At 69.0% G+C, this 16,723-nt stretch carries 15 protein-coding genes and 1 tRNA gene; 10 read left to right on the top strand and 6 right to left on the bottom strand.

The window, feature by feature from the left end; genetic code table 11:
* Positions 1 to 77: 77 nt before the first annotated feature.
* The 4 genes from LR393_RS15620 to LR393_RS15605 all read left to right on the top strand — a co-directional run bounded on the left by LR393_RS15620 (position 78) and on the right by LR393_RS15605 (position 4,256).
* Entirely contained in the window at positions 78 to 1,415 is a 1,338-nt protein-coding gene (locus LR393_RS15620; protein ID WP_231484646.1) for an extracellular solute-binding protein, read from the top strand.
* Between the two features lie 83 nt (positions 1,416 to 1,498).
* Positions 1,499 to 2,344: a carbohydrate ABC transporter permease gene (locus tag LR393_RS15615; RefSeq protein ID WP_345718797.1), complete on the top strand. Its 846-nt coding sequence runs from the start codon at positions 1,499 to 1,501 to the stop codon at positions 2,342 to 2,344.
* A gap of 4 nt (positions 2,345 to 2,348) precedes the next feature.
* Positions 2,349 to 3,224 carry a carbohydrate ABC transporter permease gene (locus LR393_RS15610; protein ID WP_231484644.1) on the top strand — a complete coding sequence of 292 codons (876 nt, stop codon included), beginning with the start codon at positions 2,349 to 2,351 and terminating at the stop codon, positions 3,222 to 3,224.
* A gap of 6 nt (positions 3,225 to 3,230) precedes the next feature.
* Positions 3,231 to 4,256: a LacI family DNA-binding transcriptional regulator gene (locus LR393_RS15605; protein WP_231484643.1), complete on the top strand. Its 1,026-nt coding sequence runs from the start codon at positions 3,231 to 3,233 to the stop codon at positions 4,254 to 4,256.
* On the opposite strand, the gene LR393_RS15600 is transcribed toward LR393_RS15605, so the two are convergent.
* Both LR393_RS15600 and LR393_RS15595 read right to left on the bottom strand, forming a co-directional pair.
* Positions 4,253 to 5,119, bottom strand: coding sequence for a DUF3037 domain-containing protein (locus tag LR393_RS15600; RefSeq protein WP_231484642.1), 867 nt, complete (start codon positions 5,117 to 5,119; stop codon positions 4,253 to 4,255). The two genes, LR393_RS15605 and LR393_RS15600, sit on opposite strands and share 4 nt — an antisense overlap.
* Before the next feature lie 4 nt (positions 5,120 to 5,123).
* Positions 5,124 to 5,927, bottom strand: a complete 804-nt coding sequence (locus LR393_RS15595; RefSeq protein ID WP_231484641.1) for a HipA family kinase — start codon at positions 5,925 to 5,927, stop codon at positions 5,124 to 5,126.
* A 196-nt stretch (positions 5,928 to 6,123) separates the two neighbouring features.
* On the opposite strand from LR393_RS15595, the gene LR393_RS15590 reads away from it, so the two are divergent.
* Complete coding sequence (locus tag LR393_RS15590; protein ID WP_231484640.1) at positions 6,124 to 7,164, top strand: plasmid pRiA4b ORF-3 family protein; 1,041 nt, start codon at positions 6,124 to 6,126, stop codon at positions 7,162 to 7,164.
* Positions 7,165 to 7,167: 3 nt separating this feature from the next.
* Here LR393_RS15590 and LR393_RS15585 read toward each other — a convergent pair.
* The 3 genes from LR393_RS15585 to LR393_RS15575 all read right to left on the bottom strand — a co-directional run bounded on the left by LR393_RS15585 (position 7,168) and on the right by LR393_RS15575 (position 8,307).
* Positions 7,168 to 7,240, bottom strand: a tRNA-Val gene (locus tag LR393_RS15585).
* 36 nt (positions 7,241 to 7,276) lie between these two features.
* On the bottom strand, positions 7,277 to 7,735 hold the full coding sequence (locus LR393_RS15580; RefSeq protein ID WP_231484639.1) for a peroxiredoxin: 459 nt from the start codon (positions 7,733 to 7,735) through the stop codon (positions 7,277 to 7,279).
* A 143-nt stretch (positions 7,736 to 7,878) separates the two neighbouring features.
* Positions 7,879 to 8,307 (bottom strand): DUF3052 domain-containing protein, encoded by a 429-nt coding sequence (locus LR393_RS15575; RefSeq protein ID WP_231484638.1) that lies wholly within the window; start codon positions 8,305 to 8,307, stop codon positions 7,879 to 7,881.
* A gap of 683 nt (positions 8,308 to 8,990) precedes the next feature.
* On the opposite strand from LR393_RS15575, the gene aceE reads away from it, so the two are divergent.
* Positions 8,991 to 11,732, top strand: coding sequence for a pyruvate dehydrogenase (acetyl-transferring), homodimeric type (gene aceE, locus LR393_RS15570; protein WP_345718788.1), 2,742 nt, complete (start codon positions 8,991 to 8,993; stop codon positions 11,730 to 11,732).
* A 294-nt stretch (positions 11,733 to 12,026) separates the two neighbouring features.
* On the opposite strand, the gene LR393_RS15565 is transcribed toward aceE, so the two are convergent.
* A complete protein-coding gene (locus LR393_RS15565; RefSeq protein WP_231484637.1) occupies positions 12,027 to 12,770 on the bottom strand; it encodes a hypothetical protein in 744 nt (247 codons plus the stop codon).
* Between the two features lie 341 nt (positions 12,771 to 13,111).
* On the opposite strand from LR393_RS15565, the gene LR393_RS15560 reads away from it, so the two are divergent.
* The 4 genes from LR393_RS15560 (at position 13,112) to LR393_RS15545 (ending at position 16,722) form a co-directional block, all read left to right on the top strand.
* Complete coding sequence (locus LR393_RS15560; RefSeq protein WP_231484636.1) at positions 13,112 to 14,269, top strand: PucR family transcriptional regulator; 1,158 nt, start codon at positions 13,112 to 13,114, stop codon at positions 14,267 to 14,269.
* A 107-nt stretch (positions 14,270 to 14,376) separates the two neighbouring features.
* On the top strand, positions 14,377 to 15,333 hold the full coding sequence (locus LR393_RS15555; protein WP_231484635.1) for an ACP S-malonyltransferase: 957 nt from the start codon (positions 14,377 to 14,379) through the stop codon (positions 15,331 to 15,333).
* Positions 15,330 to 16,343 carry a beta-ketoacyl-ACP synthase III gene (locus LR393_RS15550; RefSeq protein ID WP_231484634.1) on the top strand — a complete coding sequence of 338 codons (1,014 nt, stop codon included), beginning with the start codon at positions 15,330 to 15,332 and terminating at the stop codon, positions 16,341 to 16,343. The genes LR393_RS15555 and LR393_RS15550 overlap by 4 nt, the downstream gene beginning before the upstream one ends.
* 121 nt (positions 16,344 to 16,464) lie before the next feature.
* The gene (locus LR393_RS15545) at positions 16,465 to 16,722 is read left to right on the top strand and encodes an acyl carrier protein (protein ID WP_231484633.1); all 258 of its coding nucleotides are present in this window, start codon (positions 16,465 to 16,467) and stop codon (positions 16,720 to 16,722) included.
* The last annotated feature ends 1 nt before the right edge of the window (position 16,723 follow it).

Raw genomic sequence — 16,723 nt, 5'->3', positions numbered from 1 at the left:
CAGCACGCCACCGTCCCGGTGCGACCCATGAGCCGCGTTCCCGCGGCCGGTACCCGATGGAGATCACCGTGGATCCCATGAAGACGTCCCGACGTAATTTCCTCAGCTTCGCGCTGGGCGTCCCGATCGTCGGCGCCACGCTCGCCGCCTGCGGCAGTTCCGGCCCCGGAGACAACTCCGGCAAGGGGGGTGGCGGCGGTGCGGGCGGCACTTACTGGTACCTGTCCGTCGACCCCAACGAGACCATCCGCCGGACCTCGCTCGAGCGGTTCAACAAGGCCAAGCCGGACGAGGCGATCAAGGGCACCGCGTTCCAGAACGACGCGTACAAGGAGAAGATCAAGGTCGCGATCGGCGCCGGCCAGGCCCCGACCGTGATCTGGGGCTGGGGCGGCGGCGGCCTGGCCAGCTGGGTCGACGCCGGTGCGGTGGAAGACCTGACCTCCTGGTTCGACGACAACCCGGACCAGAAGACCCGGCGCTTCCCGTCCTCGTTCGCCGCCGCGACCGTCGACGGCAAGATCTACGCGGTGCCGGCCGAGACCGTCACCCCGATCGTCCTGTACTGGAACAAGAAGGTTTTCAAGGACGTCGGGGTGCAGCCGCCCACCACCTGGGAGGAAATGCTGGCCCTGGTGCCGAAGTTCACCGAGAAGAAGATCGCGGCCTTCTCGCTGGCCGGCCAGTCCCGCTGGACCAACATGATGTGGCTGGAGTTCCTCTTCGACCGGATCGGCGGCCCCGAGGTGTTCCAGGCCGTGTTCGAGGGCGAGAAGGACGCCTGGTCCAACCCGGCCTCGATCAAGGCCCTCGGCGAGGTGCAGAAGCTGGTCAAGGCCGGCGGTTTCGTCAAGGGTTTCGCCTCGATCACGGCCGACACCAACGCCGACCAGGCCCTGCTCACCTCGGGCAAGGCGGCGATGATGCTGCACGGCGCCTGGACCTACGGTTCGATGAAGACCGAGGGCGGCGACTTCGTCAAGGACGGCGACCTGGGCTACATGAACTTCCCGCCGGTCGCGGGCGGTACCGGCGACCCGAGCAACACCTACGGCAACCCGGGCCAGTACTACTCGCTCTCGTCCAAGGCCAGCGAGGAGGAGAAGAAGGCCGCCAAGGACTTCTTCGCCACCCAGGTGCTCTCCGACGAGGAGCAGTCGGACTGGGTGAACGATGCCGGTCAGGTCCCGATCGTGGTCGGCGTGGACTCGAAGTTCAGCGGGCTCGAGGACGCCGACTGGCTGCAGTTCGTCTACGACACCGCGAGCAAGGCCCAGACCTTCTCGCAGTCCTGGGACCAGGCCCTCAGCCCGACCGCGGCCGAGGAACTGCTGAACAACATCGCCAAGCTGTTCTCGCTCGACGTCACCCCGCAGGAGTTCGCCGACAACATGAATGCGGTCATCGGGAAATGACTGTCCCGGTTCAGCTCCCGCCCGACCAGATCGCTCCCGGCCGGACCGCGTCGCACGCGGTCCGGCAGGGCTCCATCGCCTGGATGGTGCTGCCCGCCCTGGCGATGTTCGTAGCGTTCGCCGTCATCCCGCTGATCGGTGTGCTGCTGCTGAGCTTCACCCGGTGGGACGGCATCGGCGCCATCCACCCGGCCGGGTTCGACAGCTGGCGCGACGTGCTCACCGATCCCGGCCTGCCCCACGCCCTCTGGGTCACCTTCGAGGTGATGCTGCTGTCGTGGGCGTTCCAGACCCCGATCAGCCTGCTGATCGGCGTGTTCCTGGCGGCCCGCCAGCGCTACCGGGGCTTCCTGGCGGTGCTCTACTTCATCCCGCTGCTGCTCAGCCAGGCCGCCATCGCCATCACCTTCAAGGCACTGCTCGACCCCAACTTCGGCCTGGGCGCCGGGCTCGGCATCGACCTGCTGGTGCAGGACTGGCTGGGCGACCCCACCCTGGCCCTGTGCACGGTGGTCTTCGTGGTGTCGTGGCAGTTCATCCCGTTCCACTCGCTCATCTACCAGGGCGCCGTGCGGCAGATCCCGGTCTCGCTCTACGAGGCGGCCCAGCTCGACGGGGCCGGGCGGCTGCGGCAGTTCTTCAGCATCACGCTGCCCCAGCTGCGGAACACGATCATCACCTCGTCCACCCTGATGGTGATCGGCTCGCTGACCTTCTTCGACCTGATCTGGGTGCTGACCGCGGGCGGCCCGGGCGACGCCACCCGGGCCCTGGCCCTCGACATGTACATCCGCGGGTTCCGCGCCAACCTGATGGGCCCTGCCAGCGTGATCGCCGTCATCCTCGTCGTCGTCGGCCTGCTGCTGGCGCTCGCGCTGCGGCGCCTGGGCGGCGGCAAGGACACTTCCAGCCAGCTCGAGGGGATGTGACGACATGGCCGTGACCACGTCTGCGCGCACCGCCGTACGCCCCCACCGGAACTACCGAAAACTGCTGCAGCTCAACTGGATCGGCGGGCTGGCGGGCTGGTTCTGGCTGCTCGTGGTGATTCTGCCGGTCTACTGGATCGTGCTCACCAGCGTGAAGAGCCGGTCCAACTACTACACGACCAACCCGCTCGCCCCGCCCGGCGACATCAGCTTCGAGAACTATCAGTTCGTGATGGACGCCGGGTTCGCCCGGTACTTCAGCAACACCCTGATCGTCACCCTGGGCTCGGTCGTCCCCGCCGTGCTGATCTCGTACATGGCGGCCTTCGCGATCGTCCGGGCCGGGGACGGCCGGTTCCTGCGCTCGGTCAACCTGCTGTTCCTGGCCGGGCTGGCGATCCCGTTGCAGGCCGTGATCATCCCGGTGTACCTGATCATCATCAAGCTCCAGCTGTACGACACCCTGCTGGCGATCATCCTGCCCTCGATCGCCTTCGCGATCCCGCTCACCGTCCTGATCCTCTCCAACTTCATCCGGGACGTACCGCGGGAGCTGTTCGAGTCGATGCGGCTGGACGGCGCGAGCGAATGGCGCACCGCCTGGTCGCTCGCCTTCCCGCTGACCCGGCCCGCGCTGGTCACGGTCGGCATCTACAACGCCCTGACGATCTGGAACGGGTTCCTGCTGCCCCTGGTGCTCACCACCGAGCCCACTCAGCGCACCCTGCCCCTGGCCTTGTGGTCCTTCCAGGGGCAGTACGGCGTCAACGTGCCGGCGGTGGCCGCGGCGGTCGTGCTGACCACGCTGCCCATCCTCACCGTCTACGTGATCGGGCGCCGTCAGTTGCTGAGTGGCCTGACGGCGGGCTTCGGGCGCTGAGACCCGATGACCAACTCCAGGCCGGGGCGGGCCACCCTGTCCACGATCGCCGAAGCCGCCGGCGTCTCGATCGCGACCGTGTCGAAGGTGGTCAACGGCCGGGAGGACGTCTCCCCGGGCACCCGGGCGATGGTGGAGGAGCTGCTGCGGCTGCACTACTACACCGGCCGGGGAGGCGGCGGCGTGCGGCAGCCGACCGTCGAGGTGGTCTTCGCCGGGCCGCTCGCGGCGTACAGCAACGAGGTGCTCGAGGGCGTGCTCCAGGCCGCCGCCGAGCCCGGCGTGGCGGTGATGCTGAGCAAGGGCCGCATCGGCTCCACCCCCACCGCCTGGGCCCTGGCGGTGGCCAAGGCCGGGCGCAGCGCGGTGATCAGCGTGAGCAACGAGATGACCGACCAGGACGCGAACGCCCTGGCCCGGGCCAACGTGCCCCTGGTCGTCATCGACCCGCTCACCCCGGCCGGGGCCGACGTCGTGAGTGTCGGTTCCACCAACTACGCCGGGGGCATCAGCGCCGCCGAGCACCTGCTCTCGCTCGGCCACACCCGCGTGGCCTACCTCGGCGGCGCCCCCGACGCCGGCTGCAACCAGGCGCGGTGGCAGGGTTTTCGGGGCCGGCTGGAGGCCGCGGGGTATCCCGTCGAACCGGAACTGATGCGGCACGACACCTTCCGCTATGCCGCCGGGCTGGCCGGGGGCGAGTACCTGCTCGCCCTCGACCGCCCGCCCACCGCGGTGTTCGCCGGCAGTGACGAGATCGCCGTCGGGCTGATCGAGGCCTGCCGGCGCCAGGGCCTGCGGGTGCCGGAAGACCTCAGCGTGGTCGGGTTCGACGACACGCAACTGGCCGAGTTCTGCTCCCCGCCCCTCACCGTGGTGCGCCAGCCCCTGCGCGAGATGGGCCGCGTCGCCCTGCGCACCGCCCTTCAGCTGGCGTCGGGCGCCTCGGTCGACTCACACCACGTCGAGCTGGCCACGAGTCTCGTGGTGCGGGCGTCCACGGCCCCACCGCGAACCTGGCCAGGAACCTAGGAGTGACCGGTCTCGAGAGCGTCCCGCGCATCCCGGGCGACGAGATACGCCTCGTCCGTCGTGACCGCGGTGACTTCCAGATTGCTGAATACCTCCAGCGCCTCGTCCAGGGAGCGACGTGCTTCATCGGTGTCCGGTGCGACGTACACGACCCTGATGGGAACGTCAGAGCTCACCGCGTACTCACGGTTGTCACCCGGGGTGCGCACGACCCCACCGTGTTCCCGCAGATCTCTCATCGTCCAGGACCACGCCTTGATCTGCTGGACCGTTGACGCCGGATCCTGGGTCTGGAACGACCAGCCGTGGGCCAGCTGGGCCAGGCTTCCGTTGGCGACAGCGAAATCGATGGTCGACTGCTGCCTACCGACCAGGGCGCTGACCCTTTCGAACAGATGGTCCCGAGGTTCGCTCAACGTTGCCTCGAAGGCGCTCCGCAACGCGCTCACGGCCGCTCGCCGTGTCTTACGCGTGCGCTTTTCGGGATCCACCACGAAGACCTCGAACATGTGATTCACCGCGTCTTCGAGGGAATCGGCCAGCACGGCAGACGGTGTGGTCACCTGGACGAGGTTGCGCAGTCGCGTACTTTCCCGCCTCAACCATTCCCGATTCAGCTCGAGTGACTCCTCGGTCAGCTGATCCTCGCCCAGCTGATCGATCAAGTTCTCGACGCCGTCGAGGTAACTCCAGACCGGGGTGATCGGCACCGAACCACCGATTCGCCGGGCGTGCTGAACGTTGTCGACACGGCGCACGATCCATTCGCCGGTCGCCTCGCTCCCCGCGATGATCGCGACGTTGACGAACTCGCCCCTGAAAGCGTCAGGGACGAAGCGAACAATGGAATACACGTACTTCATGAACTCATTCCTCCCCCATCGATTCAGCCATCTTCTGGAGCCTCAGACTCACTGCAGGAGCTCTGCGCTCCAGGAACCAGCCTACGGCGGCCAGTTCGGCGTCACTCACCGGCCACTCGGACGGAATGCCCGCCAGAACCTCACCGAGGTCGCTCCCGGACAGCCCGTCCAGCCGTTGCGCGCAGGCGCGGAGTGCGGACGGGTCGACTCCTCGGGGGTCGCACGCCTGCACATGTGGCGTGTTGACCTCCTCCTCGAGACGCCGGACGGTCCAGTACGGGCCTCCCGGCAAATACTGGCCATGGTCATGGCTGAACAGCCGGTTGTCGTCACTCGTCTGATATAGCCACTGGTCATCACTGCCCCAGCACCAGTCGTACAGCGCATAGACCCCGGCGTGCCGTGTCCGGTTGTCGTCCTCACGACGATGAGTGAGAGCCCGCTCCTCCAGAACATCATCGACATGACGTGACCCGAAGGCGAGACCGGGTATCAGCCCCACCCCGGGAAGGAACTCCTCATCGGCAAGATCCTCCGGAATCTCGATGACCGAGGCCTCACAGACGGGAGCACCGATCAGACGGGCCGCTCTGCTGACTATCAATTCTGTGACGGTGACGCGTGGATCCTGAGTATTGTTAAGCGGTTTGATCCACCACCGCTGATTGTCATTTGTCAGCCCACGGAAGGCACCGGACCCGGTTCGCTGATTCTGTTCGGCAATGGAAACCAGCTGGGGACGGCTTTTTACGGCCCCAGGCCGCGGAGAGGGGATGTATTTCCAGGAATGCGGATCGGCTGACAGCACGTGAGAGATCATGACACGTCAGATCCAGTATGCGGGAAACAGCCTCCTCCGAGAGATTTCCGTCGGCGCAATTCCCAAGCACCCCAGAGGACCCTCTCGCCCCACTATTCGGTCTCTGCACTCCTACTGCAACGTCCCCTGGGGATATTCCTCCACACCACCGATGTTTGCCTCTCCTTCCCGTAATCTCCCCCAGGTGACGACGACCCGCCTGAAAGTGACCCTTCGCGACGTCGAGCCACGGGTGCTGCGGGTGTTCGACGTCCCGGCCGACTCCACCCTGGACGAGCTCCACGACCTGTTCCAGATCGGGTTCGGCTGGCCGGGGCGGCAGCCGTACCAGTTCGCCACCGGCCTGACGGTCTTCCTGGCCGACCCGGGCGAGGTCCGCGAGGAGACGCTGGACGAAGACCTGGATCCGCACTTCCGGTACCGCTACCACCCCGTCGAGGGCTGGGAGCACGACGTCGTGGTGCTCGGCCCGGGCGGTGCGGTGGGCTGCGTCTACGGCGAGGGGGTGTGCCCGCCGGAGGGCAGCGGCGGTCCCCGGCAGTACGCGGAACGTCTGCGGGTCCTGGGAGATTCAGGTGCCGGCGAGTTCCGCCAGGGCGTGGTCGACCTGCGGGTCCGGCAGATGGCGGGCGCCGTGCCCGAGTCGGTGCAGCTGCTGCTGGCCCTGATCGGGGAAGAGGTGGAGGCCACGATCTACGGCGAGTTCCCGCCGTCCGTGTCCGGGCCGATGCACGAGCGCCGCCCCCGCTGGAACGTGCCCGGTCAGACCGGTGAGAAGAACGCCCTGCCGCCACTCACCGCGCTGCACAGTGTGCTGCGCAGCGCCGGGGTGCTGGTGCCGGCCGAGCCGGGCCGGGTGTGCCCGGCGCCCCGGGCGCACGACCCGCGGTTCGTCGTGCGCCGCCTGCGTTCCTGGTTCACGCCGGGCGCTTTCGGGGCCTTCGTGGCCGGTACGGCGGTCGGGTACCTGGCCGCGCGCGGGGCGACCGACGAGAACACCCTGATCAACGCCGTGCTGGGGGCGGCCGAGCGGGGCGATGCCGTCACCGGGCACGACATCCGTACGGCGCTGCATCATCTGCGACCGGCGCTGACCGGTCTGGACCTGGCCGAGTCCACCCGATCGGGATGGCTGCCAGGGCCCTCGGCGCGTTCGCTGCTGCCGCTCGCCACGGCGATGTCGACCGGGTCGGGGGCTCCGCAACAGGAGCTCACGACCCGGTGAGGGTGGGCCCGGCCGGTCTCGAACCGACGACACCCGCGGTGTAAACGCGGTGCTCTACCAACTGAGCTACAGGCCCCTGCCCCCGGATCGGCTCGCGATCCGGAAACGGTTCTCAGAGTGCGGCGATGGCCTCGCGGTAGCCGGCCAGCGACCGGGCCTCGCCCATGCCGTTGACGATGCTCCAGCGCAGCACGCCGTCCTTGTCGATGAGGAAGGTACCGCGAACGGCACTTCCCGTGGTCTCGTTGAAGACGCCGTACTGCCGGGCCACCTCGCCGTGCGGCCAGAAGTCCGACAGCAGCGGGAACGGGTACTTCTCCGCCTCGGCCCAGGTACGCAGGGCGAACATCGGGTCGCAGGAGACCGCGAGCACCTGGACGCCACCCTCGTCGAAGGCCGCCAGGTTGTCGCGGATCTCGCACAGCTCACCGGTGCAGATGCCGGAGAAGGCGAACGGGTAGAACACCACGGCCACGTTCTGCTCGCCGCGGAAACTCTCCAGCTCGACCATCTCGCCGTGCTCGCTCTTCAGAGCGAACCCGGGAGCTGCCTGACCGATCTCGAGTGCCATGAGTGAATCCTCTCAGACCGACGGACCGCACGGGTCCATGACTGCCCCGCACGCCAGGATCTTTCGACCTGGCGTGCGGGACACAGTCTGGCAGGAACCTCCGGACCCTGTGCCACCCGCACCGGGGTGCGGGTGGCGAGGGCTCAGCGGCGCCCGGCCTTCGGGGTCGCCAGGCGGGTCCCGGTCCAGTCCTGGCACACGCTGATGGTGCTGGTGGCGTGTAGGCCAGCGGTCGGGGCGGCTTCCTCGATCTCGCTGTGCTCGACGTGACCGTCGCGGCCCGCCTTCGGCGTCAGCAGCCAGATCACCCCGCCCTCGGCAAGGTTCGTCAGGGCATCCACCAGCGAGTCGACGAGATCTCCGTCCTCGTCGCGCCACCAGTAGAGAGCCGCATCGACGACATCCTGGGAGTCCTCGTCGGCTAGTTCGTTGCCCGTCAGCGTCTCGATAGCGAGCCGCAGATCGTCGTCCACGTCGTCGTCGTACCCGAATTCCTGTACGAACTGACCGGGCTTCAGTCCAAGCCTGCCGGCCATGGTCTGCTCAGCCGCGGGCTCGGCGGTCGCGCCCACCTCACTGACCTCCTCCGCTGCCAACGCTCCCCGCGCGGCGGCACTGGCGGCCCGCAAGGGCCGCTCACTGTCCGGGCGAGTCGTCTGACCCACCCGCTTCACTGCTGGTGCTAGAAGGTGTTGCTCGTTCCTTCACCTGCCGATGATGCAACCATCACCAGGCTGGTCAGGCTAGTGGACTCCATGAGTCGAGTGCCGCGCAACTGCCCCGCCACCTCGTAGATCGTGTTTTTGCCTGGGTACCAGAAGTTGCGGCACCCGGTCGGCAGAACGGGCCAGGATCACCCGTCCGCCTACGTAACCCACCCGAGCATCGACCACATCGTGCAGTTACGCACCCCGATTCCGGTGACCGACATCGTCCACCATCCGGGCATCCGCTGTGAGAAAAATCGGCTCGCCCCGGCCGACACGCGACCCGACACGCCAGGAAATCCGCACGACACGCCGGAGACACCCCGGCGCAATGACGATCAGGCAGCGCCCCCGGCTCACCCGCACCGGGACCGACGGGGCACACTTGACCCCGAAGGCGCGGGAGCGCAGGCAAAGCCGCAGCGGGCTGTACGGCGGGGTACCTGTGACGTCCCGTCCGCCGTCAGCCAAGATAGATCCGAGCCCGGTCGCGATCCGGCGGGTTCGGCGTGGTTTTTACCCGTTGTCCTAAACCCAGGAGGACCGTCGTGGTCGGACGAGAATCATCAGGCCCGATCCTCAACGGGCTGCCGAGCCGGCTGCCCGACATCGATCCTGAGGAGACCTCTGAATGGCTGGCGTCCCTCGACGCCGCCATCGATGGCCAGGGCCGCCAGCGCGCCCGCTACCTGATGCAGTCGCTGCTTCAGCGCGCGCGTGAGCGCGGCGTCGGTGTGCCGAGTCTCACGGCCACCGACTACGTGAACACCATCCCGCCGGAGGCCGAGCCCTGGTTCCCCGGTGACGAGGAGGCCGAGCGCACCGCCCGCCGCTGGATCCGCTGGAACGCCGCGGTGATGGTTCACCGCGCCCAGCGTCCCGGTATCGGCGTGGGCGGTCACATCTCCTCGTACGCGTCGTCGGCGTCGCTCTACGAAGTCGGCTTCAACCACTTCTTCCGCGGCAAGGACCACCCGGGCGGTGGCGACCAGGTCTTCTTCCAGGGCCACGCCTCCCCCGGCGTCTACGCCCGCGCCTTCCTCGAGGGCCGGCTCAGCGCCGACCAGCTCGACGGTTTCCGCCAGGAGAAGTCGCACCCGGCGGGCGGGCTGTCCTCGTACCCGCACCCGCGGCTCATGCCCGACTTCTGGGAGTTCCCGACCGTCTCGATGGGCCTCGGCCCGATGAACGCGGTCTACCAGGCGTCGTTCAACAAGTACCTGGGCAACCGTGGCATCAAGGACACGTCCCAGCAGCACGTCTGGGCGTTCCTCGGCGACGGCGAGATGGACGAGCCCGAGAGCCGGGGCTTCCTGCAGGTCGCCGCGCAGGAAGAGCTCGACAACCTGACCTTCGTGGTGAACTGCAACCTGCAGCGACTCGACGGCCCGGTGCGCGGCAACGGCAAGATCATCCAGGAGCTGGAGGCGCAGTTCCGGGGCGCCGGCTGGAACGTCATCAAGGTGGTCTGGGGTCGCGACTGGGACCCGCTGCTGGCCGCCGACCGCGACAACGCGCTGGTCAACCTGATGAACACCACGCCCGACGGTGACTACCAGACCTACCGGGCCGAAGACGGCGCGTACATCCGCGAGCACTTCTTCGGTCGCGACCCGCGCACGGCCAAGCTGGTCTCCAAGCTGTCGGACGACGACATCTGGTGGAACCTCAAGCGCGGCGGCCACGACTACCGCAAGGTCTACGCGGCCTACCGGGCGTCGATGGAGCACAACGGCCAGCCCACCGTGATCCTCGCCAAGACCATCAAGGGTTACGGCCTGGGTACGCACTTCGCGGGCCGCAACGCCACGCACCAGATGAAGAAGATGACGCTGGAAGACCTCAAGGCCTTCCGCGACGGTCTGCGCATCCCGATCAGCGACGCCACGCTCGAGGCCGACAAGTACCTGCCGCCGTACTACCACCCGGGCGAGAACGACGAGGTCCTGACCTACATCAAGGACCGCCGCCGTCAGCTCGGTGGTGCGCTGCCGCAGCGCCGGCACACGGCCGGCACGCTGAAGCTGCCGGAGGACAAGGCCTACGCGGGCGCCATCAAGGGCTCGGGCAAGCAGCAGATCGCCACCACCATGGCGTTCGTCCGCATCCTGCGTGACCTGATGCGCGACAAGGACTTCGGTCCGCGCGTCGTGCCGGTCATCCCGGACGAGGCCCGCACCTTCGGGATGGACTCGTTCTTCCCGACGGCGAAGATCTACAACCCGCACGGCCAGCAGTACACCTCGGTGGACCGCGAGCTGATGCTGGCCTACACGGAGTCCACCTCCGGCCAGATCCTGCACGTCGGCATCAACGAGGCCGGCTCGGTGGCGGCGTTCCAGGCCGCGGGCACGTCGTACGCCACGCACGGCGAGCCGATGGTCCCGGTCTACGTCTTCTACTCGATGTTCGGTTTCCAGCGCACGGGCGACAGCCTGTGGGCCGCGGCCGACCAGATGGCGCGGGGCTTCCTGATCGGCGCCACCGCCGGCCGCACCACGCTGACCGGTGAGGGTCTCCAGCACGCCGACGGGCACTCGCCGCTGCTGGCGTCGACCAACCCGGCGGTCATGGTCTACGACCCGGCGTACGCCTACGAGATCGCGACCGTCATGAAGGAGGGCCTTCGCCGGATGTACGGCGAGAGCCCGGAAGACATCTTCTACTACCTGACGGTCTACAACGAGCCGATCGTGCAGCCGCCGGCCCCCGAGAACCTCGACACCGAGGGCATTCTCAAGGGCCTGTACCAGCTGCCGCAGTCGGCCCGGACCGACGGCCCGAAGGCGCAGATCCTGGCGTCGGGTGTCTCGGTGCCGTGGGCCCTGGAGGCCCAGAGCCTGCTGTCGAACGACTGGGGCGTGAACGCCTCGGTCTGGAGCGTCACCAGCTGGACCGAGCTGCGGCGTGACGCCCTGGCCATCGAGAACCACGCGTTCCTGCACCCGTCGGAGCCCGCGGGCACCCCGTACGTCACGCAGAAGCTGCAGGACGCCGAGGGTCCGGTCGTCGCGGTCACCGACTACATGCGGGCCGTTCCCGACCAGATCCGCCAGTGGGTGCCGCAGGAGTTCGTCTCCCTCGGCGCCGACGGCTTCGGCCTCTCGGACACCCGCGCGGCGGCCCGTCGTTACTTCGGTATCGACAGCCCGTCCGTCGTGGTCCGGGTGCTCGAGATGCTGGCCGCCCGCGGTGAGGTCGCCGCGGACGTCCCGCAGCAGGCGATCGACAAGTACGACCTGCTGAACGTGCGGGCCGGCACCACCGGCAACGCCGGCGGCGACGCGTAGAGGTTCCCTCGAGGAGGGGCCGCCGGGAGTCTTCCCGGCGGCCCCTCCTTTTTACTGATGGAGGACGACGACGAGCTCCCGGCCCCACGTCACCTTTCCGGGTTGGTGATCATGGATAGGTCTGGGGTGGGAAGCACCCACCCCTCCTCCGTGATCATGCAGAACCTCCCCGAAGTTCTAGAACTCTCCCTCTGACGGTTCCAGGACCCGGGGGAGGTTCTGCATGATCACGGAAGTTCTGGGAGGGCATGACGAAGGGGCCGGCGGAGGATCCGCCGGCCCCTTCGTCGACCTCTAGAACATCGTGGCGATGCCGTTCGCGCCGCCCACGGCGATGGAGCCGGTGGGCGGGGTGGAGCCCCGGCCCAGGCGGTCGCCGAGTTCGTCGCGCAGGGCCTCGGCCGCGGCCTGGTCGGGATGCTCGGCGAGGGCGGCCAGGTGGCGCCGGGCCTCGCTGAGCCGCTCGGTCTCGATCGCGGCCAGGATCAGCTCGCGGGCCGCGCCGATCACGTGCTCGCGAGGCCGCCAGTGGCCGACCCCGAGGTTCAGGGCGTCGGTGGAGTGCCCGGCCTCACGCAGCATGGCCAGACCCTGGGCCAGGGCCTCACCGGTGGTGTCGCGGTCGGCGGCCGTGCTGAGCCGGCGCAGGGCCGTCTCCCGGTCGTCGTCGATGGAGAGGCGGGCCAGCTGGATCAGGGGGTACCAGGCGTGGTTGTTCTGGGCGACCTCCTCGGCGAGGGCCCAGATGGAGTTCTCCACCCCTCGCTGGGGGTCGCCACCCTCGTGGTTCTCCGCGGCCATCGTGCCGACGATCTCGGCGAGCCGGTCGAACGCGGCGAAGTCGTTGGGGTCTTCCCCCAGGCGGGCGCGCAGTGCTTCTTCCTCGCTGCGGTCCTCGTCGGTGGCGTGCAGATCACCACCACCGAGCTCGACGGGGGTCTCGACGGAATGAGCTGCGGCGATCTCGGCCCGGTCGCCACCGCCGCCTGCGACGATGTCGTCCGTCGAGCGCCGCTTCAGCCGATCCAGCGCTGACATATCGCCCCTTTCGGCAACCTGCGGTGCAGTCGCGGTGCTGTGTTTGCTGGCTGTGTCCGTGCGGTTCTCGTTGCAGAATCGATCCTGGTGACGGGACAGCTGATACAACCTCGGGGCGTAACGGCAACGTGACGCCGGGGCTGCCTCTGAGTGCCTCCTGTGTGACGTAGGACCATCTCGACCCTAACGCGTAGGGCCCGCCGACGGCGACCGGTGATGTCCGCCCCCGCGACGTTCTCGCAGCGTACGTCGCTACGGGCAAGCTCTCACCGGGCCGGGTGGCATCTTGACAATCGGGCTCCGGCGCAGGCCACGGGCCCGCGTGCCCTAATCTCCTTAGCGTGGTGACCGCGGACGAGGCGACCGTCGCGAATCTGAGAGCGGCGCGAGGTGCCCTCGCCGGCGAGGCCGTGCGGCGCATGGAAGAGGCGCTGCCCTGGTACCGGGCGATGAGCGCGCAGGACAGGTCGTGGGTGGGGCTGATCGCGCACGCGGCGATCTCCGCCTTCATCGCCTGGTACCAGGAGCCTGGTGGGCAGGTGCAGATCACGGCCGACGTGTTCGGCACCGCCCCGCGCGAACTCACCCGGTCCATCTCCCTGCAGCACGCCCTGGAGATGGTGCGCACGGTGGTGGACGCCGTCGAGGAGCAGGTGCCCTCGATCGCGGCCCCCGGCGCCGAGCCGCCCCTGCGCGAGGCGGTGCTGCGCTACTCCCGCGACGTCGCCTTCGCCGCGGCCGGGATCTACGCCCGGGCGGCCGAGTCCCGCGGGTCGTGGGACGCCCGGCTGGAGGCCCTGGTGGTGGACGCCGTCCTGCGCGGCGCCCAGAGCGAGGACCTGCGCTCCCGGGCGGCGGCGCTGAACTGGGGGGCTGCGGTCAAGGTCGTGGTGGTGGCCGGGGCCACGCCGTCCGAGCCGGTCGAGGAGAGCCTGGAGGGCCTGCGCCGCAGCACCCGCGCCGCCGGTGGTGACCTGCTGGTCGGCACGCACGGCGAACGGCTGGTGGCGATCCTCGGTCACGGGGACGACCCGGCCGCCCTGGTGCCCGACCTGGCCCCCCACTTCGGGCCCGGGCCGCTGGTGATCGGGCCGGCGGTGAACGGGCTGATGGCGGCGGCCGAGTCGGCCCGCGCCGCGATCTCCGGGCTGTCCGCCGCCCGGGCCTGGCCCGGGGCGCCGCGGCCGGTCCAGAGCGACGACCTGTTACCCGAACGGCTGCTCACCGGCGACGAGGAGGCCCGCCGCACCCTGATCGAGCAGGCCTACCGGCCGCTGGCCGACGGTTCGGCCCATCTGCTGGAGACGGTCTGGACCTACGTCGAGCTGGGCGGTTCGCTGGAGGGGGCGGCCCGGGCGCTGTTCGTACACCCCAACACCGTGCGGTACAGACTGCGCCGAGTGAGTGACATCACTAGGTGGGACCCTACTGACGCGCGTGGAGCATTCGTTCTACGGATTGCCATCATCGCAGGTCGGGTGGGCGATACACCGCCCTGAGCAGATTTCACCCGGCCTCTCTTTGTAGGAACCCTCCAACATCGCGGTCAAACCTTGGTGCTTCCCACGGCGTCCGCCGCTGCCCCGTTCAGCGCATCGTTAAGCACGTGCTCGTCATCGTCGCGCCCGGACAGGGCTCCCAGACCCCTGGTTTCCTCAGCCCCTGGCTGGAGGAACCGGGCGCTGCCGACCGCCTGAACTGGCTCTCGGCCGTCGCGGATCTGGATCTGGTCGGGCACGGCACCACCTCCGACGCCGAGACCATCCAGGACACCGCCGTCGCCCAGCCCCTGCTGGTCGCGGCCGGGCTGCTGGCCCTCCCCCTGCTGGACGTCCCCGCGGTCGGGTCCTTCTCCGGGCACTCCGTCGGTGAGATCACCGCCGCGGCCGCCGCCGGCGTGATCACGGCCGAGCAGGCGATGGTGCTGGTGCGCGAGCGCGGCAGGGCGATGGCCCAGGCCGCCGCGGCCGTCCCGACCGGGATGAGCGCGCTGCTGGGCGGCGACCCGGACGAGGTGCTCGCGACGCTGGAGCGCCTCGACCTCACCCCGGCGAACATGAACATGGCCGGCCAGGTGGTCGCGGCGGGCACGCTGGAGAACCTGGAGCGGCTGAAGGACGAGCCGCCGGCCAAGGCCCGGGTGCGGCCCCTGAAGGTGGCGGGCGCGTTCCACACCCGTTTCATGGCCCCCGCGGTCGAGGTGCTCGAGGGCTACTCCCGCGCGGTCACCACCCAGGACCCCCGCGTCCGTCTGGTCTCGAACGCCGACGGTGCGGTCGTGGACGACGGCCGGGAGGTGCTCGGCCGGATCGTGCGGCAGATCAGCCGCCCGGTGCGCTGGGACCTGTGTATGGAGACGTTCCGCGAGCTGGGCGTCACCGGCCTGCTCGAGCTGCCGCCGGCCGGCACCCTGACCGGTATCGCCAAGCGTGCCCTGCCGGGGGTCGAGCTGGTCGCCCTGAAGACCCCCGACGACCTGCCCGCGGCCCGCGCACTGATCGAGAAGCACGCCGAGCCGTCGGTGCCCCTGACCACCTCCGAGGAATCGCAGGCCATCGCGTGAGCCCCATCAGCAGCAGGCGCGGCGCCGAGTACGCCCGCATCCTCGCGACCGGCAGCCGCCGTCCCGACCGGGTGGTGACGAACGAGGAGATCTGCCAGGTCCTGGACTCCTCGGACCAGTGGATCCGCGAGCGCACCGGCATCATCACGCGCCGCTTCGCCGCCCCCGGCGAGACCGTCGTCGACCTGGCCGTCCCCGCGGCTCAGCAGGCCATGGAGCGCGCCGGGCTGGCCCCCTCCGACATCGACGCGGTGATCGTGGCCACGATCACCCACATGATCTCCACCCCCTCGGCCGCCTCCCTGGTCGCGGCCCGGATCGGCGCGGGCAAGGCGGTCACGTTCGACCTGTCCACCGCCTGCGCGGGGTTCTCACACGGTGTCAGCGTCGCCAACGACATGATCCGCGGCGGCTCGGCCCGGCACGTGCTGCTCATCGGCGTGGACCGGATGACCGACGTCATCGACCCGGCCGACCGGGGCAGCGCGATGATCTTCGGTGACGGTGCGGGGGCCGCGGTGATCGGCCCGAGCGACACTCCGGGCATCGGCCCGACGATCTGGGGTTCGGACGCCGACCAGTGGGAGGCGCTCTACCAGACCCAGTCGTGGACCGACTACCGCGACGAGCGCGACGCGGGCGGTACGCCGCCGTGGCCGGTCCTGACCATGATGGGCCCGAAGATCTTCCGCTGGGCGGTCTGGGAGATGGCGCCCGTGGCCCGCAAGGCCCTGGAGGCCGCCGAGGTCGACGTGGCCGACCTGGCCGCGTTCATCCCGCACCAGGCGAACGCGCGGATCATCGACCAGATGGCCAAGCAGCTCAAGATTCCCGACCATGTTGTGGTCGCCCGCGACGTGATCGACGCCGGCAACACCACCGGCGGGTCCATCCCGCTGGCCATGGACCGCGTGGTCACCGAGGGCCAGGTACCCTCCGGAGGGCTTGCCCTCCTGATCGGCTTCGGTGCCGGGCTGAGTTACTCGGCCCAGGTCGTCGAACTGCCCTGAAGTTCTCCGTCCCGCCCCTCGTGGCGGGGCCGAGCAGCAGGCCCGGGTGAGGACGCTGTCCTCACTCCGAAACATGCCGTAACACTCACCAGAGCAACACCCCACACATAGGAGAAGAACCATGGCTCACACCCAGGACGAGATCCTCGCCGGACTCGCCGAGCTCGTCGCTGAGGAGACCGGCATCCCGGCCGGCGACGTGCAGCTGGAGAAGTCCTTCACCGACGACCTGGACATCGACTCGCTGTCGATGATGACGATCGTCGTGAACGCGCAGGACAAGTTCGACGTGGAGATCCCGGACGAGGCCGTGGGTGGTCTGAAGACCGTCAAGGACGCCGTGGACTACATCAGCAACGCCGAGTCGGCCAAGGCCTGAC

Source organism: Kineosporia mesophila (assembly GCF_021129235.1).
Taxonomy (GTDB): Bacteria; Actinomycetota; Actinomycetes; order Actinomycetales; family Kineosporiaceae; genus Kineosporia; species Kineosporia mesophila.
The sequence above is the reverse complement of the archived record's forward strand: the minus strand, read 5'-3'. Positions and strand labels throughout refer to the sequence as shown.